The 24,130-nt window shown below is 38.8% G+C and carries 22 protein-coding genes; 6 read left to right on the plus strand and 16 right to left on the minus strand.

Annotated features, from left to right (window positions below):
- Positions 1 to 246: 246 nt before the first annotated feature.
- The 7 genes from CWB72_RS18210 to CWB72_RS18240 form a co-directional block, all read right to left on the minus strand.
- Entirely contained in the window at positions 247 to 645 is a 399-nt protein-coding gene (locus tag CWB72_RS18210; RefSeq protein WP_138634403.1) for a hypothetical protein, read from the minus strand.
- A gap of 276 nt (positions 646 to 921) precedes the next feature.
- Positions 922 to 3,402, minus strand: a complete 2,481-nt coding sequence (locus CWB72_RS18215; protein ID WP_138634406.1) for a S9 family peptidase — start codon at positions 3,400 to 3,402, stop codon at positions 922 to 924.
- A 361-nt stretch (positions 3,403 to 3,763) separates the two neighbouring features.
- The gene (locus CWB72_RS18220) at positions 3,764 to 4,696 is read right to left on the minus strand and encodes a YeiH family protein (RefSeq protein WP_138634409.1); all 933 of its coding nucleotides are present in this window, start codon (positions 4,694 to 4,696) and stop codon (positions 3,764 to 3,766) included.
- Between the two features lie 75 nt (positions 4,697 to 4,771).
- Positions 4,772 to 5,911, minus strand: a complete 1,140-nt coding sequence (locus CWB72_RS18225; protein ID WP_138634412.1) for a 5-(carboxyamino)imidazole ribonucleotide synthase — start codon at positions 5,909 to 5,911, stop codon at positions 4,772 to 4,774.
- Between the two features lies 1 nt (position 5,912).
- Positions 5,913 to 6,395: a 5-(carboxyamino)imidazole ribonucleotide mutase gene (gene purE / locus CWB72_RS18230; protein WP_130254288.1), complete on the minus strand. Its 483-nt coding sequence runs from the start codon at positions 6,393 to 6,395 to the stop codon at positions 5,913 to 5,915.
- Positions 6,396 to 6,532: 137 nt separating this feature from the next.
- The gene (locus CWB72_RS18235) at positions 6,533 to 8,125 is read right to left on the minus strand and encodes an ABC-F family ATPase (RefSeq protein WP_138634482.1); all 1,593 of its coding nucleotides are present in this window, start codon (positions 8,123 to 8,125) and stop codon (positions 6,533 to 6,535) included.
- A gap of 90 nt (positions 8,126 to 8,215) precedes the next feature.
- Positions 8,216 to 9,502: an HD domain-containing phosphohydrolase gene (locus CWB72_RS18240; RefSeq protein WP_138568582.1), complete on the minus strand. Its 1,287-nt coding sequence runs from the start codon at positions 9,500 to 9,502 to the stop codon at positions 8,216 to 8,218.
- A gap of 107 nt (positions 9,503 to 9,609) precedes the next feature.
- Here CWB72_RS18240 and CWB72_RS18245 point away from each other — a divergent pair, with 107 nt between their 5' ends.
- Both CWB72_RS18245 and CWB72_RS18250 read left to right on the plus strand, forming a co-directional pair.
- The gene (locus CWB72_RS18245) at positions 9,610 to 10,149 is read left to right on the plus strand and encodes a heme NO-binding domain-containing protein (RefSeq protein ID WP_138568581.1); all 540 of its coding nucleotides are present in this window, start codon (positions 9,610 to 9,612) and stop codon (positions 10,147 to 10,149) included.
- Positions 10,146 to 11,648: a sensor histidine kinase gene (locus tag CWB72_RS18250; protein WP_138568580.1), complete on the plus strand. Its 1,503-nt coding sequence runs from the start codon at positions 10,146 to 10,148 to the stop codon at positions 11,646 to 11,648. Before CWB72_RS18245 ends, CWB72_RS18250 begins: the two co-directional genes overlap by 4 nt.
- 108 nt (positions 11,649 to 11,756) lie before the next feature.
- Here CWB72_RS18250 and bioD read toward each other — a convergent pair whose 3' ends face one another.
- Genes bioD through bioB form a run of 4 tightly spaced genes read right to left on the minus strand, consistent with a single transcriptional unit; the run spans position 11,757 to position 15,384 of the window.
- Positions 11,757 to 12,440, minus strand: coding sequence for a dethiobiotin synthase (gene bioD / locus CWB72_RS18255; RefSeq protein WP_138568579.1), 684 nt, complete (start codon positions 12,438 to 12,440; stop codon positions 11,757 to 11,759).
- Complete coding sequence (locus CWB72_RS18260; RefSeq protein WP_138634415.1) at positions 12,440 to 13,201, minus strand: methyltransferase domain-containing protein; 762 nt, start codon at positions 13,199 to 13,201, stop codon at positions 12,440 to 12,442. Before CWB72_RS18260 ends, bioD begins: the two co-directional genes overlap by 1 nt.
- Positions 13,198 to 14,346: an aminotransferase class I/II-fold pyridoxal phosphate-dependent enzyme gene (locus tag CWB72_RS18265; RefSeq protein ID WP_138634418.1), complete on the minus strand. Its 1,149-nt coding sequence runs from the start codon at positions 14,344 to 14,346 to the stop codon at positions 13,198 to 13,200. Before CWB72_RS18265 ends, CWB72_RS18260 begins: the two co-directional genes overlap by 4 nt.
- Positions 14,347 to 14,349: 3 nt before the next feature.
- Positions 14,350 to 15,384 carry a biotin synthase BioB gene (gene bioB / locus CWB72_RS18270; RefSeq protein ID WP_138634421.1) on the minus strand — a complete coding sequence of 345 codons (1,035 nt, stop codon included), beginning with the start codon at positions 15,382 to 15,384 and terminating at the stop codon, positions 14,350 to 14,352.
- Positions 15,385 to 15,507: 123 nt separating this feature from the next.
- Between bioB and bioA the strand changes: the two genes are divergently transcribed.
- The 3 genes from bioA to CWB72_RS18285 all read left to right on the plus strand — a co-directional run bounded on the left by bioA (position 15,508) and on the right by CWB72_RS18285 (position 19,226).
- Positions 15,508 to 16,803 carry an adenosylmethionine--8-amino-7-oxononanoate transaminase gene (bioA, locus tag CWB72_RS18275; RefSeq protein ID WP_138634424.1) on the plus strand — a complete coding sequence of 432 codons (1,296 nt, stop codon included), beginning with the start codon at positions 15,508 to 15,510 and terminating at the stop codon, positions 16,801 to 16,803.
- Between the two features lie 119 nt (positions 16,804 to 16,922).
- Entirely contained in the window at positions 16,923 to 18,260 is a 1,338-nt protein-coding gene (locus CWB72_RS18280) for a KamA family radical SAM protein (RefSeq protein WP_138634427.1), read from the plus strand.
- Between the two features lie 126 nt (positions 18,261 to 18,386).
- Positions 18,387 to 19,226: an HDOD domain-containing protein gene (locus CWB72_RS18285; protein ID WP_138568573.1), complete on the plus strand. Its 840-nt coding sequence runs from the start codon at positions 18,387 to 18,389 to the stop codon at positions 19,224 to 19,226.
- 28 nt (positions 19,227 to 19,254) lie between these two features.
- On the opposite strand, the gene CWB72_RS18290 is transcribed toward CWB72_RS18285, so the two are convergent.
- From CWB72_RS18290 to CWB72_RS18300, 3 genes are read right to left on the minus strand one after another with little or no spacing between them, the layout of a single operon-like run.
- Complete coding sequence (locus CWB72_RS18290) at positions 19,255 to 19,686, minus strand: acyl-CoA thioesterase (protein ID WP_130254299.1); 432 nt, start codon at positions 19,684 to 19,686, stop codon at positions 19,255 to 19,257.
- Between the two features lie 8 nt (positions 19,687 to 19,694).
- Positions 19,695 to 20,513: a M23 family metallopeptidase gene (locus tag CWB72_RS18295; protein WP_138568572.1), complete on the minus strand. Its 819-nt coding sequence runs from the start codon at positions 20,511 to 20,513 to the stop codon at positions 19,695 to 19,697.
- A complete protein-coding gene (locus tag CWB72_RS18300; protein ID WP_138568571.1) occupies positions 20,506 to 21,363 on the minus strand; it encodes a 6-carboxytetrahydropterin synthase in 858 nt (285 codons plus the stop codon). Before CWB72_RS18300 ends, CWB72_RS18295 begins: the two co-directional genes overlap by 8 nt.
- 201 nt (positions 21,364 to 21,564) lie before the next feature.
- Here CWB72_RS18300 and fabA point away from each other — a divergent pair, with 201 nt between their 5' ends.
- On the plus strand, positions 21,565 to 22,080 hold the full coding sequence (gene fabA, locus CWB72_RS18305) for a 3-hydroxyacyl-[acyl-carrier-protein] dehydratase FabA (protein WP_138559954.1): 516 nt from the start codon (positions 21,565 to 21,567) through the stop codon (positions 22,078 to 22,080).
- 74 nt (positions 22,081 to 22,154) lie between these two features.
- Here the strand turns inward: fabA and rmf are convergent, their stop codons facing one another.
- Positions 22,155 to 22,325: a ribosome modulation factor gene (rmf, locus tag CWB72_RS18310; protein ID WP_130254303.1), complete on the minus strand. Its 171-nt coding sequence runs from the start codon at positions 22,323 to 22,325 to the stop codon at positions 22,155 to 22,157.
- A 499-nt stretch (positions 22,326 to 22,824) separates the two neighbouring features.
- Positions 22,825 to 24,126 carry a serine--tRNA ligase gene (serS, locus tag CWB72_RS18315; protein WP_138634430.1) on the minus strand — a complete coding sequence of 434 codons (1,302 nt, stop codon included), beginning with the start codon at positions 24,124 to 24,126 and terminating at the stop codon, positions 22,825 to 22,827.
- Between the last annotated feature and the right edge of the window lie 4 nt (positions 24,127 to 24,130).

Below are 24,130 nucleotides of genomic sequence, written 5' to 3' on the forward strand. Positions count from 1 at the left end.
ATACTCTTCAAATTTCTCATAGAAGCAGGCCTCATAGACAGGAACATCGAGTTTTTTACCATAACCCACCAATTTGATAGATTGGAAACCGCATGCAGCCAACAAAGAACAAAGTAAAATTGAAATCAGTGTTTTCATATCACCCTAGGTACATAACGCCTCGCTTAACCGGCGCAAAATAGCAGGCTAAAATTAGCGACGAAGGAGCGCAAGCCTGCTGTTTTGCGTCCTTGGTTGAAGCGTTTGTTAGGGAGCGACACCTTGTAACTCTTTACTGCATTGATAGCTTTTTAATTCAGATGCTAATGTAAGCATCTTTTTGTTAAATTTAGTACTGTAATCGAGTGCTTGTAGTTCAAGAGCTTTATGATTAGTACAAAGCTCAGAGTCTGCTCCAACCCAAAGAACCTCCCAATGAGTATCAAAAAATAGACATTTTGATATTTGAATTTTTTCAAAGCCAGGACGACTTGGGACAAAACCATTGGCAACAGCAAAAAAATAGACCTTATTTTGTTTAAACTCTTCCAATGCATGCTGCTCTGCTAATTTAGGATCGTAGTTCTTATTTTTTACCTCAAAATCACAATTTGCAGATGCGACAAAAGAAACTAAGAATAAAAGAACTGAGTTAAAAAATTTCACTGAGTCGCCCCAAGCTCCCTAACAGCTTATTCTCTCCCAAAGTGCCTGTTTAAATACCGACAAAAGGGGCTATATTACGTGTCCCAATATTCACACAAGAAAAGTCTATTGTAAACATGAGTTTATAATGTCCAATTTTATTCACCTGTGAAAATTGGACAAAACGCGCTTTAATAATGTTATTGGATAAAATTAAATAACTGTATAAATACACAGTATAATTTTTAATTCCATAAAAAAGGGCCTATTAAGGCCCTTAACTATTCATTTTATGTTTTAAAGATTTTCTTTAAACAACTTATAAATACGGCGGTACTCGTCTAACCAACCTGTTGGCTGTCTAAAGCCATGTGGTTCAACTGGGTAAATTGCTGTTTCAAAATTTTCTTTTTCAAGTTCAATGAAACGTTGAACGAGTCGGACTACATCTTGGAAGAAAACATTATCATCAACCATTGGCGCGTTAATAAGTAATGGTTTTTCTAAACCTTCAGCAAAGTAGATTGGTGAACTACGACGATACGCAATCGGGTCAACATCTGGGTGGTTAAGAATGTTAGACGTGTATGGTGTATTGTAGTAAGCCCAATCAGACACTGGTCGAAGTGCAGCACCCGCTTGGAATAAATCTGGCTTTGTAAGTAGCGCCATAAATGTCATAAAGCCACCATAAGAGCCACCATAGGTACCCACTGCGCCAGTATCAACATTCACATTGTCAGCCATCCATTTTACACCGTCTTCTAAATCCTGAATTTCAGGTGTACCCATCTGACGGTAAATAGCTGTACGCCAATCTCGACCGTAGCCCTTAGATGCTCTATAGTCCATATCCATTACTACATAGCCTTCGCTCGCCAACAGTGAATGGAACATAAATTCACGGAAGTAGCCTGACCAGCCCATGTGTGAGTTTTGTAAGTAACCTGCACCGTGGTTGAAGATAACTGCCTTACGCATTTTGCCAGTTTCACCTTCTACATAGTCAGCTGGGTAATACACTTTTGCATAAATTGGTTGATCTGTATGGCTTGAAGGTACAGCAACAACTTTTGGTGCGATTAATTTCTTATTTAAGAACTCGTCAGAAACGGTATTTGTTAAACGTGTAACTTGTGCGTTTGGCTTCGCGTCTGCAACATATAGTTCATTTGGCATCATGATTTTTGAGTGATTAAGCAATAGTTTTTGCTCATCTTGGCTCAATTCGTAATCTGTCATACCATCTAAATCAGTCAACGCAACTTTTTCAGAGGTTTGCGTGTTAACACGATAAACTTCGTAAATACCCGGATGCTTAACATTCGCTTTAAAGTAAATTTGCGAATCATCTTTACTTAACGTTAAGTTGGATACTACGAATTGGCCTTTAGTAAGTTGCTTCGCTTTACCGTTTACAGGTTTAGAGTAAATATGGCTATAACCTGTTTCTTCAGATAAGTAATACAACGTATCTGAATTATTCATCCAACCAAAATCATTATATGTGTAGTTCACCCATGCATCGTCGTGTAAACGATGTTGAGGTTTGAACTGACTGTTTTTAAAGTCAACTGTAGCGATCCAACGGTCTTTGTTGTCCCATGCTTCAAGCATTACCGCCACTTCAGATCCTGACGTGTTCCATTGAACCGCACTTTGATCCCAACCCCAGTCCATCATTAAGTTGATATGACGAGGTTCACGTTTTGATTCGTAAGTTCTACCCTCAGCTTTTGCATTCTCTGCCTTTTCAGCTGCTAAAACATCTTCATCAAAACCAGGTAGAGTCTCATAGCTTAAAGTTGTTTGTGCTTTAGTAGCGATGTCAATGAAGATAACATCTGAACTAGATGGTTTTGAATCAGCCACACGGCGACGAGCAGGTACCGCTTCTATGTCACCATTCTGTGACACATAGTTAGGCATAATATCTGTATCAGCACGCCATGGTTTTTGCTTAGTAACGACCACAATTAGCTTATCACCTTCTGGAGACAAGCTTGCTTCAACCAAACGATTACCTTTACCTAAATAAAATTGATTAGATGCAAGTGTGTCATTTTCAGCATTCAATTGTGCTTTACGTTGCTCTTTATCTAACGCGTTTTTATGCGTTAACTTTACAAAATCAATCAGCTTATGTTGTTCTTTTGCAACATAAGTTGTTGGCTCTTGAGTACCTTTTGGTTTATCTGCTAAATGTAGCTTAACAAGCTCTTTTGTAAGGCCTGTTTTGATATCAACGCTGAAGAAGCTATTTCCTGAGCGATAAGCTAATTCACCAGTATTTAGAAACTGTAAAGAACGTGCTCTATCAGAACTTTGTGTCAGCTGCTTGATTGCACCTGATTTAATGTTTTTAACAAACACATTGCCTTCAAATGTATAAGCTTGTGTTGCACCGTTTTTAGAATAAACCGCATTTTTAGCGCCAATTGTGTGAAGCTGGTTTAGAACAACTTGCGTAGGTGCTTTACCAGCTGTCACTGCAAATGTATCGCGTAATTCATTGCCAGCTTGCTTGCGGTTGAAAATCACAGTTTGACTATCAGCAGCCCAAAATGCACGTTCCGGTTGACGACCTAACCAATCTGGGTGCGCCATAGCTTGCTTTAATGAGATGTTCTCACCACCGAAATCTAAAGGTGTTGCAACAACAGGTGCAAAGTTAGAAGCTGGTTCAGCCTTTACAGCGTCAGTTGATGTGGTTGTTTGACAACCTGTTAGGAACAGGCTCGCTGCAACCGCAGCAGAAATTAGAGAGTGTTTGATCATAGTTATTCTTCAACTTGTTTAACTGATTTAATTTAAGCAAAAGTAATGTTGAAATACGAACAATTTAAGATAAAACAACAATAAATAAAGAAGTTTGTCGCTTAAAGAATTATTGCAAAATGAATACTTACGCACGTTTACAGAATAGTTAAGGTTTTAAACCTAAACTTACAGTTTATCTAGATTGAAAAGTGACTTGATTTATAGCTTTGTGCAGAAATAAAAAAGGCCAGCATAGGATGCTGGCCAAATACTCTCTGCGCTCACATAGTCGTTGATGAACAACGATTATGAAATGAGGCCTATCCGCGCCTCATTACCTAAGACTAGTCCATTTTTGAAAAGTTCCAAGGAAATTGCATTAATTAATCACTCCATCGATGATGAGTAGTAAGATCACTGAACTAACAATACCCCAAAGTAATGTTGCCATCACTAGAGGGCGCCACCCTGTTTGTTTTATCATAGTAAGAGAAACACTAGAGCCAACTAAAAATAAACAAGCATAAAGTACATGTTTAGCTCCTGCATAACCCAACTGCCAAAAAGATGAATATTCAGGAAAGTACGTGTTAATAAGTGCAGCAAATAAAAAGCCCACTATGAAAAGTGGAATACTCGCCTTTTCTTCACTTTTCCAAAATACGCCAGCTAATGCTGTATATGGAATGATCCACATTGCGCGAGTAAGCTTAATTGTTGTTGCAATACCGACTGCGATTGGGCCGTAAGTCGAGGCTGTTGCAACCACACTGCTTGTATCATGGATCGAAAGTGCTGCCCAAATCGCAAATTGTTCTTGGCTTAACTCAAAGTAATGCCCGATGGAAGGTAAAATCAGCAAAGCTAAGCCATTTAATAGAAATACTATGGCAAGTGACACGGCAATCTCGTGCTGTTTTGCTTTTATGACTGGCGCCATTGCTGCAATCGCGCTGCCCCCGCAAATGGCAGTACCAAAGGACAATAACAAACTGGTGTTTTTATTTACCTTAAAGAGCTGACCAAATATTTCACCGAGCCCTATTATGGCAGTAATACTCACAATGGTAAGAACAATTGAGCTTCGTCCTACTTCAAGTACATCATTAAAGTCGACATTAAATCCTAGTCCTATTACAGCTAACTTTAATAACCATTTGCTAGCTTGATTACTTAACGACAAATATGGGTTTGTAAAAATCAGTGTGAAAGCAAGACCGAGAAGAAGAGAGAATGCGGGACCTATAAATCCTGTCAGACAAAGTACAAATAACCCGATAAACGAAAATTGTTTAATAGACTGGCTAGTCACCTTGCAAATGCCTTATTTAGTTTTTTAATTCCAAAAAATTGAGTCAAAAAAGCCGAGTTAAACTCGGCTTTTTCATTACAGTGCTTTTAACTGCTCAGCAGTTGTCTGGACACCTGGGTAATCATGTTCCGGCAGAACTTTTGCCAAACCAGCAAGTTTATCGCCTAGTTCTGATAAGCTATCAGCAGAAACGTTAATATGACCCATCTTACGGCCTGGTTTTGCAGATTTGCCATACCAGTGGCTGGTTGTGTCAGCAATAGCCAATACGTCTGTTGGAATATTTGCTTGCCCTAGCACGTTGATCATCGCTGTTGGGCGATTCAAAACTGTTGAACCTAATGGTAGGCCAGTAACGGCGCGCATGTGGTTCTCAAATTGGCTAACATGACATCCCTGTTGAGTCCAATGACCCGAGTTATGTACACGTGGGGCAATTTCATTTACCAATAAAGTGCCATCTACATCGAAAAACTCAATAGCTAATACACCAATATAGTCTAATGCATTGGCGATAGCGTTAAACGCAGATTCAGCTTGCGCTTGAATTGCATTTTTCTCTTTACCCGCGATTGAAAGCGTTAATACCCCATTGGTATGTTGGTTTTCAGTCAGAGGGTAAATTGCAGTTTCACCATTTTTTGAACGAACACCTATGATGGATACTTCGCGATCAAATGGGATCATTTTCTCTGCGATAATTTGATGAGATACATCTTTTGCTAAAAATTCAGACATCTCAACCCAAATTTGCTCAACATCATCCAGAGATTTTACACGCCATTGACCTTTGCCGTCATAACCTGCTTGGCAAGTTTTGATTACCAAAGGCATTGCCAATTCATCAATCGAATCTAGCAAGTGCTGTTTTTCAGTGATAATTTTATAAGGCGCGCAGGCTACTTTTGCAGTATCTAGCAGCGCTTTTTCTTTCGCTCTATCACCGCCCGTTGCTATCGCTTCTGTGCCTGGATAAAACTTACCACTTTCATCACATAGTTTTAGAATATCTAAAGGAATATGCTCAAACTCAGCAGTAATAGCATCTGCTGAGTCAATGGCTTGTTGTAATGACTGATCAACTGTTAAAAAGGTAACAGGATCGATGACTTTTTCAGAGCCAACATCGTAAGCTGTAACATGAATGTCTAAGTTCTTCGATGACAAGCTCATCATTTGCGCAAGCTGCCCTGCGCCAAGGACTAAAACGTTCATATTACTCAGCAGGATTTGGGTTAGCTAAAATTGTTTCTGTTTGTTCTTTACGGAAAGCTTCAACTTTTGCAAAGATTTCTGGTTGTTGACAACCTAAAATCTGAGCAGCAAGTAAGCCCGCGTTAGCCGCACCCGCATCACCAATCGCTAATGTACCAACGGCTACGCCTTTTGGCATTTGGCAAATTGAAAGTAATGAATCAACACCGTTTAGTGTTTTTGATTTAACTGGTACACCCAGAACTGGTAAGCTTGTGAAAGCCGCAGCCATACCTGGAAGGTGTGCAGCGCCACCAGCACCAGCAATAATAATTTTGATACCACGATCAGCTGCGCTTGACGCGTAATCAGCTAGAAGTTGAGGTGTACGGTGAGCCGAAACTACTTTTGTTTCATAGTCGATGCCAAACTTGTCCAGCATGTCTGCTGCATGTTGCATAGTAGGCCAGTCTGATTTTGAGCCCATGATAATGCCAACCGTCATAATAAATCCTCAGAAGTTTTGAACGATAGAAAAACAAACTGCAGGCTCTTATTGGGGGTAAGCCTGCAGTTTCTATGTGGGTATTATACCTATCTAGTTAGGTAATACCATTGAAAAAGTACCATTGTAAAAAGCGGTTATTTCGCTGCTTCTTGTTGCGCTAAATACTCGTCATAAGTACCTTTAAAGTCGATAACTTTACCGTCTTTTATTTCCCAAATACGGGTTGCAAGTGATGATACAAACTGACGGTCATGAGAAACAAACAACAATGTACCTTCGTACTGCTCAAGTGCTAAGTTAAGCGATTCGATTGATTCCATGTCCATGTGGTTTGTAGGTTCATCCATCAACAAAATATTATGCTTGTGCATCATTAATTTGCCAAACAACATACGACCTTGCTCACCACCTGACAGGACTTTTACTGACTTTTTGATGTCATTTTGTGAGAACAGCATACGGCCTAAGAAACCACGAACCACTTGCTCGTCATCACCTTCTTGCTGCCATTGCTCCATCCACTGAAATACAGTTTGGTCTTTTTCGAACTCATCAGCATGGTCTTGTGCATAATAGCCAATATTTGAGTTTTCAGACCATTTAAACTCACCCGTCTTAGGTGCTAAACGCCCCGCTAAGGTGTGTAGTAACGTTGATTTACCCACGCCATTTTCACCAATGATAGCGATACGCTCACCTACTTCGACTAGACCTTCAAAGCCTGAGAATAAAGTGCTGTCATAACCCTGTGATACATTGGTAATTTCAAGTGCATTTCTGAAAAGCTGCTTGCTTTGTTCAAAACGAATAAACGGCGATTGACGAGATGACGCTTTAACTTCATCAAGTTGAATTTTGTCAATCTGTTTTGCACGAGATGTGGCTTGTTTTGCTTTTGAAGCATTTGCAGAGAAGCGAGATACGAATTGTTGAAGTTCTGCAATTTGCGCTTTCTTCTTGGCATTCTCATTTAAAAGTTTTTCGCGAGCTTGAGTCGCTGCAAACATATACTCGTCATAGTTACCCGGATAGACGCGTAATTCACCGTAGTCGATGTCAGCCATGTGCGTACAAACAGAGTTCAAGAAGTGACGGTCGTGCGAAATAATTAACATGGTGCAATCACGCTGGTTAAGTACTTCTTCTAACCATTTAATTGTATAAATGTCCAAGTTGTTGGTTGGTTCGTCTAGTAGCATGATGTCAGGATCAGCAAATAGTACCTGCGCCAAAAGCACTCGAAGTTTGAAACCCGGTGCAACTTCAGACATTAAACCATAGTGTTGCTCAGTACCAATGCCAACGCCTAGTAGTAACTCACCCGCTTTTGCTTCAGCTGAGTAGCCATCCATTTCTGCAAATTGTGTTTCAAGGTCAGCCACTTTCATACCATCTTCTTCACTCATTTCTGATAAAGAATAGATACGATCACGCTCTGCTTTAATTTCCCAAAGCTCTTTATGACCCATAATAACGGTATCAATTACAGTGTATTGCTCGTAAGCAAACTGATCCTGATTAAGTTTCGCTAAACGAATATTTGGAGCGACACTCACGTTACCTGCAGAAGGCTCAAGCTCAGAGCCTAAAATTTTCATGAATGTCGATTTACCACATCCATTGGCACCGATAAGACCGTAGCGATTTCCATCACCAAATTTAACAGAAATGTTTTCAAAAAGTGGTTTTGCACCAAACTGCATGGTGACATTAGATACGTTTAAAATAACGAGCTCCAAATAGCATATAAAATAAAACTAGCAGTATTTTAAACTAAAGGTTTTTTGAGAGCCACAGTTGATATTTTAGTTTAAAAGCTATTGTACAAAAACATTAAAAATGTAATTCCAGTCTTTTTCATATTTTCTAAGCTTTTCAATAATACTTGGAGTTATTTCAGTGCCAGCCGTTAAGATAACGGCTCCCTGCTTATTTAAAAGATCTTGTGTTAAATGCATGCCGCTTTCTAGACCATTCACTCCCAAACAAACATCAATATCGTGGTTTTCAAAGACCTTACCAGAAGAAAGCATATCGAAATAAGCTTTTAAAATTTCCGGATCATAAATTTCAGGAGCTAAGGGTCGCATTATTTGCATCGCCTGCTCCTGCTGCATTTTTTCACCGGTTACACGACCTACCAATAGTTTATCATAGTTATTTACAACAGCCAGAATACGACTAATAGTAGGAATATTGTCAGCTATTAAATGGTCTGGAATGCCTGTACCATTGAAGTGCTCATATTGATGCAATATACCTTTACAAATGTTCTCTAAATTAGGAAGCTTTTCTAAAATCTTTGCTCCCCTTACAGCATTTTGTTGTTTAGCAAGCAACTGCTCTTTTGATAAATCGTTCTCAGTGCATTTCACAAGCTCATCATCTAGAGATACCTTACCAACTTCATGCATTAACCCACACAAATAAGCTTGTGTAATCATTTGTTTATCTAGGTTTAAATTTTTTGCAAGTAAACGACAATGAGACGCAACGCGTTTTATATGACCATCATCACATCCAGTTGCGTTTTCAATTATCAGATTAATCATCTCAATCACGTCATTGAAGAGTTTACGTTGTTTTTGATTAACTTCCTTGAGTTTATCTGTAAGATTCGTTAACGATGAAGTTCTGGCATTCACTTTAGACTCCAGCTCTTCGTTATAATTTTGAAGTTGTTTGTTTTTATCTTCGAGCTCGCTTTGCAATCTAATAACAGATTGTTTTAGTTGATACTGCTCACAAGCATTATTAACAATATTTTTTAAGTCATCATTTCGCCAAGGCTTACTTACATAGTTTGAAATTTTACCTTCATTAATCGCAAGTGCTGTTGAGTCAATATCAGAATACCCTGTTAGCAATATTCGCGCTGTATTTGGGGAATGAATAAAAGCTTGAGAGAGTAATTCAGCACCAGTCATCAGAGGCATTTTCATATCTGAAACTATTACCGCAAACTCTCTTTCCTTAAGCAACTCAACAGCTTCAACTGGTTTGTCACTCACAGTCACCTCAAACTCTTTCCTAAATAGACGTTTCAATGCATTTAAAACTTGTTCTTCATCATCAACAACTAGAATTGGTAGCTTATCTGACATAAAAGACCTTTATTTTTTTACAATTAATTATAAAACATTGCGTTAAGTAAAAAGTGGCACTATTTTAAAAATATATCAACCTATTATAATCAATCATAGAGATTTATATGAAAGTCAGTGTTTTCAATTTGCTTCAAGCATTTTTAGAAACCCATCATGGTTCAAAAGCATGCGGCACCATGTTAAATACACTCGACTTTCCATCATCAATTATCCATTTATCTTCTACTTCATATAATAACGAAATATCCAACATCCTTACTAATTATAGGGAACCATTAAACACATCAACCATAGAGAAGCTTAGAACTTGTGGTAAATTTTTATTTTTAAAACTCAGGCCTATTACATCCAGTGGTGCAAGACGAATTAAACCATTTCATGTGTTTTTACACATTTTTAATAACTTAATTCGTTTTGAAATAAAGAAATTACACGCAGATTCGACACTACCTAAATCCGACTATAAACAACTAAATTCTCAGCTCCTAATTATGACTTATCATTTAGAATACTGGCTTTGTCATCTATCAGAAGAGCTTATATTTTGCTCGGCGAAAAATTTTGGTGAGGAGATATCTGTTTATCAACCCAAATGTTTGCACTACAGAGATAAAGCCTGTCATATTGAAGTAGGATTCTTATGAGTGAAGAAGCACAAAACAAAATAGAAGAGCTTGAACGAGCACTAAAAAGAGAGCAGGCTGCTAAAAAGCTCGCTGAAATCCAGCTCGAAAACTATACTCAGGAGCTTTTAGAGCAAGAAGTGTTAAACAATGAATCCCTAATGGAAGTTGAAATTCAGCAAACTCAGTTATCATTTCTTACCGGTTTACTTGCTGAAACTTGGAGTAAACCTACTCTTGACAAAATTGTGGAAAATTATCTTGAACGAACATGTTCATTTTTATCAAAACCTGATAACTTTTTTATTGAACTGGATAATGATGCCAGTTACACAAAGTTTCAATATTACACTCAGTCAAGAATTGAATCTGACACAGAAACACATTTAAAACAGTTAAAAACTTTTCTTACTCAACTAAACCTAGTTAAAATTTTCGAAATATTATCTCATGAGCAAGAAACACAACTCATAGATACCAATGACATAAGTAATGAGTCACAGGACTTTTATCAATTTTGCGTTATGGTGCCTTTATACACACTCGCGATCGAAGATAAAAAAACAGTGGGGGTTGAAGTTTTACTCTATCAAGACCAACAAGATATCAATATCACCAAACTACAAACCCTTGAATCATCAAGAAGTATGCTTTCAATCGCAATTGAAAGAAAAAGAGCTGAAGAAGAGCTGCAACAACAACTTATAAACCTTGAAGCAGCAAACCAAGTTTTAGAACAAACACAATTGCAACTGGTTGGACAAGAAAAGCTCGCTTCATTAGGTTACTTAGCCGCAGGTGTTGCCCATGAAATTAATAATCCAGTTAGCTTTGTATTGAGTAATCTCGAAAACATGGCTGACTATATTCAAGATATTAAGTCAGCTTTGCAGCCACTTACTGACGAACCTTCGAGTACTTCGCTGTCAACTCTAAATAAAAACTATGAAGAATATGAGTTGCCATTTTTGTTTGAAGACAGTGACGAAATTTTAAAATCATCAGTCGAAGGTCTAGAGCGAGTCAAAGCCATTGTGGCTGATCTGAGTACTTTTTCTCGTATGGACAACGATGAATTAGAACCTATCGATGTAACCAAAGTCATCAATAAATCTCTTAATATGGTAAGTAATGAATTCAAATATAAACATCATATCGAAATTGACCTGTTAGAAAGCGCCCCGATTTTAGGAATAGAAAGTAAATTACAACAAGTCTTTATAAATCTGTTTGTTAACGCAAAACAAGCCATGGATGAGGGCGGTACTTTGTATGTACGTTGCTATAGAGAGCGTTCAAAAATCATAGTGCGTGTAAAAGATGAAGGTAAAGGCATTCCTCAAGAAAACATAAAAGAAATATTCACACCGTTTTTCACAACTAAAGCACCAGGTGAAGGCACTGGTTTAGGCTTATCTATTTCATATAGTATTTTGCAGCAACATAATGCAAAGGTTGAAGTGTTAAGTGAGTCCGATAAGGGTACCGAATTTGTGCTCTCATTCTTTGAATTTTTCTAATCTAAAATCAAAAAAGAATTAATTAAATACCAACCTCGAAGTAAAAAGTGATATCTATTTAGGCATCACTTTTAAAATTTGAATTAAATACCTTTTATATACAGATATTTACAAGTTAATTGCAAAAAGTTCGGTCAGTGCTTTATATATTTTCAATTTTGCTTTGCTTTTTGCAAATGGTGCGACAGCAAGTAAAGGGGCATCAAGGCGTACTTTCAAGCTTTCCAGGTTGGCATCAAATTCTGACATGCTAGGGTCAATTTCATTTGCAACCCAACCTACACATTTCACCCCTTGAGCTTTGAGCACTTCAATTGTAAGAAGCGTGTGATTCAAACACCCTAACTTCATACCAACAACTAAAATAACAGGTATTTCTCGCGCTTTCACCCAGTCAGACAAATACTCATTATCATTAATTGGCAAGGACCAACCACCAGCGCCTTCTACAAGAGTGAACTCGGCACCGACGGATAGAATCTCTTTATAATGATGATTAAGTTCTATTTGTGTAATTACCTTGTTTGCACGTTTCGCTGCAATATGGGGCGCGATTGGCGGCTCGAAACAAATTGGATTTATCTGGTCGTATTTAGCATGTACGTTTGAAGACTCCATAATGTTTAAAGCGTCTTCATTGACCAGTTGGCCAAATGCTTCTTCTGCTCCGGCAGCAATAGGCTTAAAACCAATTGCTGAGCGCTTATGTTGGGTCAAAAACTTGAGTAATAAACATGTAACATGAGTTTTACCGACTTCAGTATCGGTACCTGTGATAAAAAAAGAATTCATTATTTTGTTAACTCCAAAATACCGACTTGGTAGCTAATAACGGCTTTACCATCTTGTAGTGGAAAAGCTGACAATAGATTTTTATAAGCCGCTTTCCCCAGTAAGCCCTGCTCTTTTTGACAGTCAGTTAAATGATTAGCGCCAATATTTTTCACCGACTTGATAGCATTGATTGGTTTGTCGTAGTGATCTTGAAGACAGTGCTGATTTGAGTACACCACTTTGAATCCCACTCTATTAGCTATATTTACTAACTGAGTTAGATTCAAAAAATCATTAATGTGTTGGTTGTCATCCACTGCTTTCCATGCCTGTGCTATTTCAGACAAAGAGCCATCTAAAACTGTCGATAATAGAACTTGAGAGCCTGCCTGACATACTGAATAAAGTGATTTAAATAAAGCTTCAGGTTCAGCGCTCCACTGAATTGCAAAATTTGAAAATACTGCATCGAATACGTTTTCTGTAAAAGGCAGTTTATCCATATCTGCACAAACACAATTCACATTATTCTCAGGATGTGTCTCAGCCAACATGCCCAAACTCAGATCCATCGCAACCAGACAGTCACTGTGATGTTTAAGTTTATGCTGATGCAGCAAAGGGCCTGCGCCAAGGTCAAGTATGACTTGACTGTGCTTATTTAATCTTGAGAATAACAACTCAGCAGCCAACTTTTGTACATGCGCGTGTTGCTTGTACTGCCCTGCGGCTTTTGAAAACTGCTTCGCCGTTGACAGTTTATCGGGTGTTGCAATCATATTGACACCTTTAAGGCTTTTACAAGCTTCTCAATATCATCATGAGTATGTGCAGCGGTAATTGTGGTCCTGAGTCGGGCAGTATTATGTGGCACTGTTGGTGGGCGAATAGCTGTTAGCCAAATCCCCTGCTCTTTAAGCTTAGCTTGCGTATTTAATGCATTTTCAGCGCTGCCTAACACAACCGGTTGTATCGCTGTCTCTGACGGCATTACGGGAATGTTTGCATCGGCACAAAGCTGCTTGAACAACGCAATATTATTAAACAAGTGCTGTCTCTGCTCACTCGCGTCAAGTACACGTAAAAACTGCTGCTCCGCAGCTTGAACCATGAGCGGTGACATAGACGTCGAGTAAATATAATCACGATTAAACTGAAGTAAAAAGTCGATGACTGACTTGCTTGCTAAAACAGCTGCGCCCTGACACGCCATTGCCTTACCAAATGTGATAACCAGAATTTCAGGCTTGCAACCTTGACCAACACTTCCTAAACCATGTTCGCCCAATACACCAAAGCTATGTGCATCATCTAACATAAGCCAAGCATTGTGTTGCTGTTTTAACTCTAGAAGCTGCTGAAGTGGCGCACTGTCTCCATCCATTGAAAACACGCCTTCGCTAATAATTAACTTATTTGTAGCTTTACTTTTTTCTAAACGCTGACGTAAATGCCCCATGTCATTATGGTTAAAACGGATATGCTTGGCATCAGACTGTAAAGCCCCATCAACTAAACTGGCGTGGTTAAGTTTGTCTTGGAAAATGGCAGAATCAAGCGCGGCTTTTGAGCTTGAGCTCTGTGAAAATAGAGCCTTAATAACACTGCTGTTTGCACTAAAACCTGTACTAAACAGTAAAGCGGACTCGTAGCCAAGGTGTTTGCACAGTAAGGTTTCAAAATCTTTATGGCACTGCTGGTATCCTGTAACTAGTGCCGATGAGCGGCTACCTGTTAGCCCACCTTGCAGCTCTAATTTAGACCCCAAACCAAGATAATCATTGCTGGCAAAGTTTAGATATTGCTTGCCATCTTTATTTGTTAAAAAGCGTGCATCGCTTGAATCAGCAATCACATGACGAGCACGCAACAAAGATTCTATTCGTCTTTGTTGCAGCGCTTCTTGTATAAATTCAAAAGCCATTCACTATGCTTCGTAAAATAGCTCTGACGTTGCTTTATCAGCAATTTTTGAACTTAAAGACGCTTCGTAAGCTTCATCAGAGTAGTCTTGACGCTTCTCTGGATTCATACCCAGTTTCTTAAGTAAGTTCATATCTGCATCGGCTTCTGGGTTTTCAGTAGTCAGTAACTTATCACCATAGAAAATTGAGTTAGCGCCTGCAAAGAAACACATTGATTGCATTTGTTCATTCATTGCTGTTCTACCAGCTGATAAACGTACGTAACTGTGTGGCATCATAATACGCGCAGTTGCGATGGTGCGAATAAATTCAAAATGGTCTAGATCTTCAACGTCTTCAAGTGGTGTGCCTTTTACTTTTACAAGCATATTAATTGGTACACTTTCAGGTTGTTTTGGTAAGTTTGCGAGTTGCATTAATAAACCATAACGGTCGCCCGCTTGTTCACCCATACCAACAATACCACCAGAGCACACTTTCATACCTGCATCTCGCACATTGTCTAACGTATCAAGTCTGTCTTGATAAGTACGTGTTGTGATAATTTGCTCATAATATTCAGGGGAGGTATCTAGGTTATGATTGTAATAATCAAGGCCTGCATTTCTAAGCTCATGTGCTTTTTCATTATCAAGCATGCCGAGTGTCATGCAGGTTTCTAAACCTAGCTCTTTTACTTCACGAACCATTTTTGCAATGTAAGGCATGTCTCTGTCTTTTGGATCAGACCATGCTGCGCCCATACAGAAACGTGTTGCGCCTTTTTCGCGCGCTAATTTCGCTTGTTCAACAACCTTTTCTACTTCCATTAAGCGTTCACGGTCTAAGTCTGTTTTATAATGCGCTGACTGTGGGCAATATTTACAGTCTTCAGGACAAGCACCCGTTTTAATTGAAAGTAAGGTCGAAATCTGGACTTCGTTTGGATTAAAGTTCTCACGGTGAATACTTGCCGCTTGAAATAGCAAGTCGTTAAACGGCATGTTAAATAGTGCTTTTACTTCTTCGTAAGTCCAATCGTGACGAACTGTAGCCATAATCTGATACTCTTTTTTATTCTTAGCCTGTCTATTAATTAGGCGTTTGATTTGACGGTGATTGGCTTAGTCTACTGAGTGTCGTAGTATTGTCAACGTCACAGCAAAGCTAAAGGTTTACAAGTGAGCAAAAATCACCCTATAGATATCAAATTCGATAAACAGCATATTTGGCACCCCTATACGTCTATAGGTGATCCGTTACCTGTGTATGGTGTTACACATACTGATAAGAACAAACTTTATCTTGATGATGGCACTGAACTCATCGATGGCATGGCCTCTTGGTGGAGTGCCATACATGGATACAATCACCCTAAAATAGTCGCATCAATACAACAACAAGCACAAACAATGTGCCATGTTATGTTTGGTGGGATCACACATGCTCCAGCGGTTGACCTATGTAAAAAGCTGGTTGCACTAAGCCCAGGGCCTTTACAAAAAGTGTTTTTAGCCGACAGCGGTTCTGTAAGCGTTGAAGTTGCAATAAAAATGGCATTGCAATACTGGATAAGTAAAGGTGAAACCAATAAAACAAAGCTCATGACCGCTAAAAAAGGCTATCATGGTGATACCTTCGCTGCGATGAGTGTTTGCGACCCAGTTAATTCAATGCACAGCATGTATCAGGGTTTCTTACCTGAACATATCTTTGTCGAACCACCAAAAGCTGGTTTTTACGATAACAAAAATGAAGCTGAACTTGCGTCGTTAGAACACGCGTTTGAACAATATAGTGATGAAGTTGCTGCTTTTATTATTGAACCCATAGTACAAAACGCTGGTGGCATGAACTTTTATCATCCGTCTTATCTCAAAAAGCTCAGAGCACTGTGTGATAAATATCATGTACTCCTCATTTTAGATGAAATTGCTACTGGCTTTGGCAGAACAGGAAAAATGTTTGCTTGTGAACACGCAAATATCAGCCCCGATATTATGTGTATTGGTAAAGGGTTGACTGGTGGTGCGATGACTCTTTCTGCGACATTGGCGACGGAAGAAATCGCTGTCGGGATCAGTCAAGGTGAAGCAGGCGTGTTAATGCACGGACCAACATTTATGGGGAATCCCCTTGCCTGCTCTGCGGCTAATGCAAGTTTAGAGCTGTTACATGAAAACGATTGGCTTTCACAAATTAATCGTATTGAGCAGACAATGAATACTCACTTATCTCAATGTTCAAAATTAGATGCTGTTGAAGATGTCAGAGTATTAGGTGGTATTGGTGTCGTTCAAGTCAATCGTTCTGTAGATGTCGCAAAAATTCAAAAGTACTTTATTAGAGAACATAAGGTTTGGATCAGACCATTTGGCAAGCTGATTTATATAATGCCACCTTATATCAGCTCAAATATCGACATAATGGTTTTATGCACTGCAATTTACCAAGCTATCACCACAGAAGAATACTAAAGCTTATATTCATAAACTTAGCGTTATTTGTTCGAACTGATACAAATAACGCTGAAACATAACTATTAATTTGTTAGACTACTGCGCTTTATGTAATTAGAAGTAGAGTAAACTAACATATGCAGCAAACCGTCCAATTGCAGCCAGCAGAAGCTTATGTACCACCTAAATTCAATGTTTATCAACATCGTCAGATAGATAAGATTGAACAACTGCATCAACTTCCTGAGCATTTACGCTTTGAGATGCGTGTTGTCGCCAATGTTTTTCCTTTTCGAGTTAATAATTATGTAATCGAAGAGCTAATTGATTGGGATAAAGTACCTAATGATCCGGTATTCCAATTAACTTTCCCACAGCGTGGCATGCTTGATGATGAGTCATATGAACAGATGGCTGCACTATTAAAGCGTGAGCATACGCCAGAAGAAGTTTTTGAATTAGCAACACAACTTCGTCAAAAGTTGAACCCGCACCCTGCCGGACAGATGGATAAGAATGTACCAACTTTTGAAGGCGAGCAAGTTGAAGGTATTCAACACAAATACAAAGAAACTGTGTTGTTCTTCCCTGCTCAAGGTCAATATTGTCACTCTTATTGTACTTTCTGTTTCCGTTGGGCGCAGTTTGTAGGTAAAGCAACGCGTTTTAACAATAACGATGAAGAGTTACTGCACAATTATCTTGCATCACACACTGAAGTAACCGATCTATTGATGACTGGTGGCGACCCTATGGTTATGCGAACTGTGAAGTTACGTAAGTACCTAGAAGCACTAAAAGAGCCGCGCTTTGATCACATCAAGACTATTCGTATTGGAACTAAGTCTTTAACATTCTGGCCATTCCGTTACGTTACTGATCCAGATGCGCAAGACCTATTAGCTTTATTAAAAGAGCTTGTAGATGCAGGCAAACATGTTTCAATTATGGCGCACGTTAACCATAAGCAAGAATTACGTACAGACATTAGCCGTGAAGCTATAAAACTTATCCGTAAAACTGGCGCGCAGATCCGTACTCAGGCTCCACTGTTAAACAACTTAAACGTTGATTCAGATATGTGGGCTGAGATGTGGAAAGAACAAACGCAAATGGGCATGATCCCTTACTATATGTTCATTGAACGTGATACTGGTGCTAAGCGCTACTTCGAATTACCACTGTACAAAACTTGGGAAATTTTCCGTGATGCTTACAAACAAGTTTCAGGTGTAAGTAGAACAGTACGTGGCCCTTCAATGAGTGCAGGCCCTGGTAAAGTTGAAGTGTCAGGTGTTACTGAAATTGCTGGTGAAAAAGTATTTGTACTTCGCTTTATTCAAGCGCGTAACCCTGAGTGGGTTCAACGCCCTTTCTTTGCAAAATACGATGAAGAAGCAACTTGGCTTGATGGACTTGTTCCAGCATTCGGTGAAGAAAAGTTCTTCTGGCAAGAAGAATACGAAGCAATGTAATTCAAATTAATATGAATTGCGTAGTCAACTACGCAATTCTTTTTCAACTGTCTACCCATCAATTCTTTACCACTTTTCTGAACAATAAACTATGATTTGAATAGTTAATTAGATTGGAGTTGTGATGTGTCAATATCATTAACCGATAAAGAAAAGGCGATTCTAAGAAGTGTTTCAATACCTCCCAGACCTGAAGCACTGATAAAATTCTCTGAAGAAACGAAAAAGTCTGAGCCGAATATTTCTCGTGTATCTGAAATTCTACAAAATGATGTTGGGATCTGCGCCGCGATACTTCAAGTTGTCAATTCAAGTGCTTTTCGACGAGCTAAAGAAATAGAATCAATCGATCAAGCTATTATGATCTTAGGCTTGAAACGATTAATACCTTTAGTTAAGGCAGTTGCTGTTAAAGCTGCGGTTGGTAAAGATCCAACTATGGCTAAATTTTGGGATCTGCAAAGCAACATAGCGCACATTGCCAGTATAGCAGCGATGAAAATCGATAAACCTAGTTTGTCTAATCATGCTTACATGCTTGCGCTTTTTCATGGCGTTGGTGTTGCAATCCTAAACCAACATTTTGGCGATTTTGTTGAAGTAATGTCTTATGCAGATAATAACAATTGGGATGACGCTGCTAAATTGCAATTTGAAAAATACCATACAAATCACGCGACTATCGGTGCCTTATTAGCGCAGCAATGGCGATTACCAAAGGTCATGATTAACATTATTTACTACCAACATGATACTGATGGCTTATTCCAATCCGAAGAGTTGGACAAGATTGGTTTAGATTTATTGTGTCTTCTTAAACTCTCAAGACATTGCGCTTTTTTAAAAGACAAACCAAGCGAAATAAATGATGAATGGCGGAACATCATGGATGACGTTTTAGATCACCTAGGTATGGAAGAAGAACATTTATTTAGAATTATTGAAGAAATTACAGATGAGATATGAGGGCTTCGTAGCCCTCAGTACATAAACACTATTTAAAGCCTTTGAGTATATTATCACACACAACTGGCGTGGGTCTGTGATTGTCATCAACAGCAACAAAGGTGAAACTACCCGAAATTGCTAAGTGTTTGTCATCTTTGTGCATACGCTCTAAGAAAATATTAACGTCCACTTTTAAACTAGTGTTACCAACATGAGAAACCGTTGCTACTAATTCAGCAAAAGTCCCGGCTGGAATTGCTTCTTTAAAATCCACTCTATCAGAAGAAATAGTAACCAAAGGCTTTCGACAAAAACGTGTTGCGGCAATAAAAGCAACTTCATCCATCCAAGCAAGTGCATCACCACCAAATAAAGTATTGTGGTGATTTGTGCGTCCAGGAAAGACAGTCTTAGTCACAGACGTGACTGACTCTTTAATACGTTGCTCAATCAAGGCTTGTTTTTCAATATCATTCATTTAAGTTACTACTTCGTATTTGCTAGTTTATCTGTCATTAATAAAGCTGGGTCTAAACGCTCATTGAACCAATTGAAACGCCAGTCTAAATGCGGGCCAGTTACACGGCCTGTGGCGCCTATATCAGCGAAATGATCACCGACATTTACTTTATCGCCCACATTTACGTGTATTTTATTTAGGTGAATATAAGTTGATGTGATCCCATGACCATGGTCGATGATCACAGTACCGCCACTATAATATAGTTCAGGATCTGCCATCACGACTTTACCCGCAAGTGGTGCCCAAACTGGCGTGCCCGTTTTATTGGCAATGTCTAAACCAAAGTGTGGGTTTCTAGGTTTGCCATTAAAGAAGCGCTGACTGCCATACACACCCGAAATACGACCTTTGGCTGGACGTAAAACTGTGTCTTTAAAATAAGTAAAGTTAGACTCACCAGCTCGCGCAGCTCGCACACGTTTTGCATCATCTTTTATACGAGCAAGTACAGAGTCAGGTGGTGAAACGTACTTCTTTTCGACACCCGTAATGCGATCGATTTTATATTCGCGCTTCGTGATCACAATATCTTGGGTATGCTGTTTACCTGCTTGGTCAACCCAAGTTAAAGTATGCTTTGTATCAGCATCTCGACCGAAGCCGAACACAAACTCTCCCTCTTTGGTTATTTTTAATGCTTTGCCATTAAAATATACCGAGTTAGGCTTGTCTAGCTTACCAATGATCATACCGCCTTGCGTTAAACTGCCTTTCAGTTCTAATGCCATTGAACTGACACTCGCGGTCAAACTAACTAAAGCGAACAACGCGGCTTTAATCATATGCAATGGCTCCTTTCCCTACGCCCTCAAAAGCTTTTACTTTTACAGCATTGTCAGGGTGCGTTTTTTTAATTTCTGTTGCTAAGTAATCAGCAATACACTCTACTGTTGTATCACAAGGTAAAAGATCACAACGTGCTTTACTGATTGCTAATTCGAAATAGCCCTGTGTAGAGGTGTATGCAAAGGCATAATCATTGTCAAAGGCTTTAATATGTTTTAGTTCTGAGTTGGCGATTAAGTCTTCTTCAGATCCAAGGTAAATATCTTCCCATTTACGTGACCATTCTTTTTGGAGACGAGGCATAGGAATATTATCGAGGCTAATACCAATCAATGAACGGTGACCATGAACGATTCGCTGACAATTTCCATCATGCTTCTTCAAGCCATGGCTGTAGTGGTAATAAAAGCTAGAAGTTTGTTCTGGACGAAGTTCAATATCGATGTCTTTTACGTTTTCAGGCATCTTAGGCATAATTTGCTGCTTCAAGAACTCAATCACAGATTCTTCATTCACTGTTTCAGCATCAATTAGGCATACAGCTTGTTCAGGTGCATACATCGCAATGTGATGTTCGTCACCGAATTGTGCATCAAGCTTTACTTGTTCGTTTTCAATACTGTATGTGCCATTTAAACGCTTAGGTATTGCAAGCTTATGATCGATTGTGTCATCGATAATGCGTTTAATCTGTTTTTTTACCAGTGCAAAATCTAAAACCATAGACTCATCATTCAAGTCTCCATGAAGGGTTAAGTCAGCAATCCAACTTTCACCTACCGGCCCTCTTTTATTACAAAAGTAAGAAAAATCAATAACAGTTAAAGCGTCTACGAATAAAATCATGTCGATCCAAAATGAACTAAGTTAACAAGAATCATTATAAAGAAATGTATTCTAAAAATCGCCCAAGTTAATGCATGTTGTCATATAAAAATGCTTAAATGATTAAAATATTAACAATAATCAACTGTTCAGAGTTGTTTGGCGTACATCTGTAAGCTAAAGTAGCCTGAATTTTTATTTTGAAGAAAAAGTATTAATACTATGGAACCAAAGAACAGCTACACAAAAGAAGAATTGATCCTATGTGGTCGTGGTGAAATGTTTGGTGAAGGCAACTGCCGTTTACCAAGTGACAACATGCTAATGATGGATCGTATTATTGAGATCAACGATAACGGTGGTGAATTTGGCAAAGGTCAAATTATTGCAGAGTTAGACATTGACCCTAGCCTTTGGTTCTTCGATTGTCATTTTAAAGGCGACCCTGTAATGCCTGGTTGCCTTGGTCTAGACGCAATGTGGCAGATCGTTGGCTTTTTCTTAGGTTGGTCAGGTGGCCCTGGTCTTGGTCGTGCACTAGGTGTTGGCGAAGTTAAATTCACGGGTCAAATCTTACCAACAGCTAAAAAAGTGACTTACCGTGTAGATATGAAGCGTGTAATTAAGCGTAAATTATTCATGGGTATGGCCGACGGTACAGTTGAAGTAGATGGTCGCGTTATCTACGAAGCAAAAGATCTTAAAGTAGGTCTTTTCCAAGATACGAGCGCGTTCTGATTAAATTTATAAGTACTTTGCTCTAACAACAAAGCCCTCAAAATTGAGGGCTTTGTTGTATTAAATTCTCTATATTAAGTTTTAAACATATTGCGGTCATCTACGGCTTCTCGCCACCCGCCTAACCACTCTGATCTAGATTCTAATTGTTGATATGGACAAAGTTCTTTTGAGCGTCCTGCTAAACCTGCTTTATATCCTTGGGAATGTGCTCTTTCTAATCGATCACGCTTTTGTCTCTTCATAGGTAAATCCTCACCTTTTGTTTATTAACACTGCAAAACATTGCAACATTTAATGAATAGTTAATAAAAAACGTAAAATTCAAATGTTACTAGCCCTTACGCTCAAATTAAAATGATGCATGTTTTTTAAAGCCTAATTTTGTAAATACTAGAACACGAAGACGGTTAAAGAAATGACTTTAACGCTTCATAAAAGCAGGATTGGCCAACCCTTGAACCTAATAAAACATATTCTTCATATAGCTGCAATATAATTTACATAATTAAAATTAGCCCAAGAGAAAATAGAATAATTTAAGCAAATAATAATTTTTTTTTAAAATTTAAATTTAATAAACCTAAATTTATGGATTGAACATTTAAAATTAATGAAAATTCACATTGTCATTTCACTGTAATTCTTCGACTAAATAAAGTGTCTATTTTTTAAGATCTTACAGGCACAAAAAAGGCCGCAATTAAGCGACCTTGATCGTATAAACAGTTATTGAAAGAAGTCTTAGTTAATAACTTCTAAACCGCCCATGTATTGACGTAATACATCTGGTACCACGATTGAACCGTCAGCTTGTTGGTAGTTTTCTAAAATTGCGACTAACGTACGGCCAACAGCTAAACCAGAACCATTTAATGTGTGAAGTAGCTCAGGCTTCTTCTCACCTTGACGGCGGAAGCGTGCTTGCATACGTCGAGCTTGGAAATCCCACATATTAGAGCAAGATGAAATTTCACGGTACGTGTCTTGCGCTGGTAACCATACTTCTAGATCGTATGTTTTTGTTGCACCAAAGCCCATATCACCAGTACATAAAACGACTTTTCTGTACGGCAGCTCTAATGCTTGTAAAATATATTCAGCGTGGCCAGTTAGCTCTTCAAGCGCTGCCATTGAATCTTCTGGTTTTACAAGTTGTACAAGTTCAACTTTATCAAACTGGTGTTGACGAATTAAACCACGAGTATCACGGCCGTAACTACCCGCTTCACTTCTGAAACAAGGCGTGTGCGCTGTCATTTTGATTGGTAGTTCTTTTTCATCAAAGATTTCATCACGTGCACAGTTTGTAAGCGGAACTTCAGCCGTTGGAATTAAGCTAAAACCTTCTTGCTCTTCACCATCGTCGCTGATTAAACCTTTAGTGTGGAATAAATCACCTGCAAACTTAGGTAACTGGCCTGTACCTAGTAAGCTGTCTTTGTTTACAAGGTAAGGCACGTACATTTCTGTATAGCCATGCTTATCAGCGTGTGTATCAAGCATGAATTGAACTAGTGCACGGTGCATACGCGCAACACCACCACGCATTACAGTGAAGCGAGAGCCAGTTAGTTTAACACCGGTTTCAAAGTCTAAACCCTTATGAAGCGCTTCACCTAGATCTACGTGATCTTTAACTTCGAAATCGTATTGCTTAGGTTCACCCCATTTGATGATTTCAACATTTTCACTTTCATCACTGCCAGCAGGCACATCTTCTGCTGGTAAATTAGGTAAAGTTAAAGCGATATTATTTAACTTAGCTAAAATTTCGTCTTGTTCGTTCTTAGCCGCTGTAAGTTGGTCGCCTAAATTAGCAACAGCGTCTAGTAGTGGCTGAATATCTTCGCCTTTTGCTTTAGCTTGACCAATTGCTTTGGAGCGGCTATTTCTTTCGCTTTGTAATTCTTGTGTTTTTGTTTGAAGCGCTTTGCGTTGCTCTTCTAAAGCATTAATCGCATCAACATCAAGCTCAAAGCCACGTTTAGCTAGTCGAGCTGCTGCTTCAGCAATATCCTGACGTAAATATTTTGAATCTAACATTTTG

The organism is Pseudoalteromonas phenolica (assembly GCF_005886345.1).
Lineage (GTDB): Bacteria > Pseudomonadota > Gammaproteobacteria > Enterobacterales > Alteromonadaceae > Pseudoalteromonas > Pseudoalteromonas phenolica_A.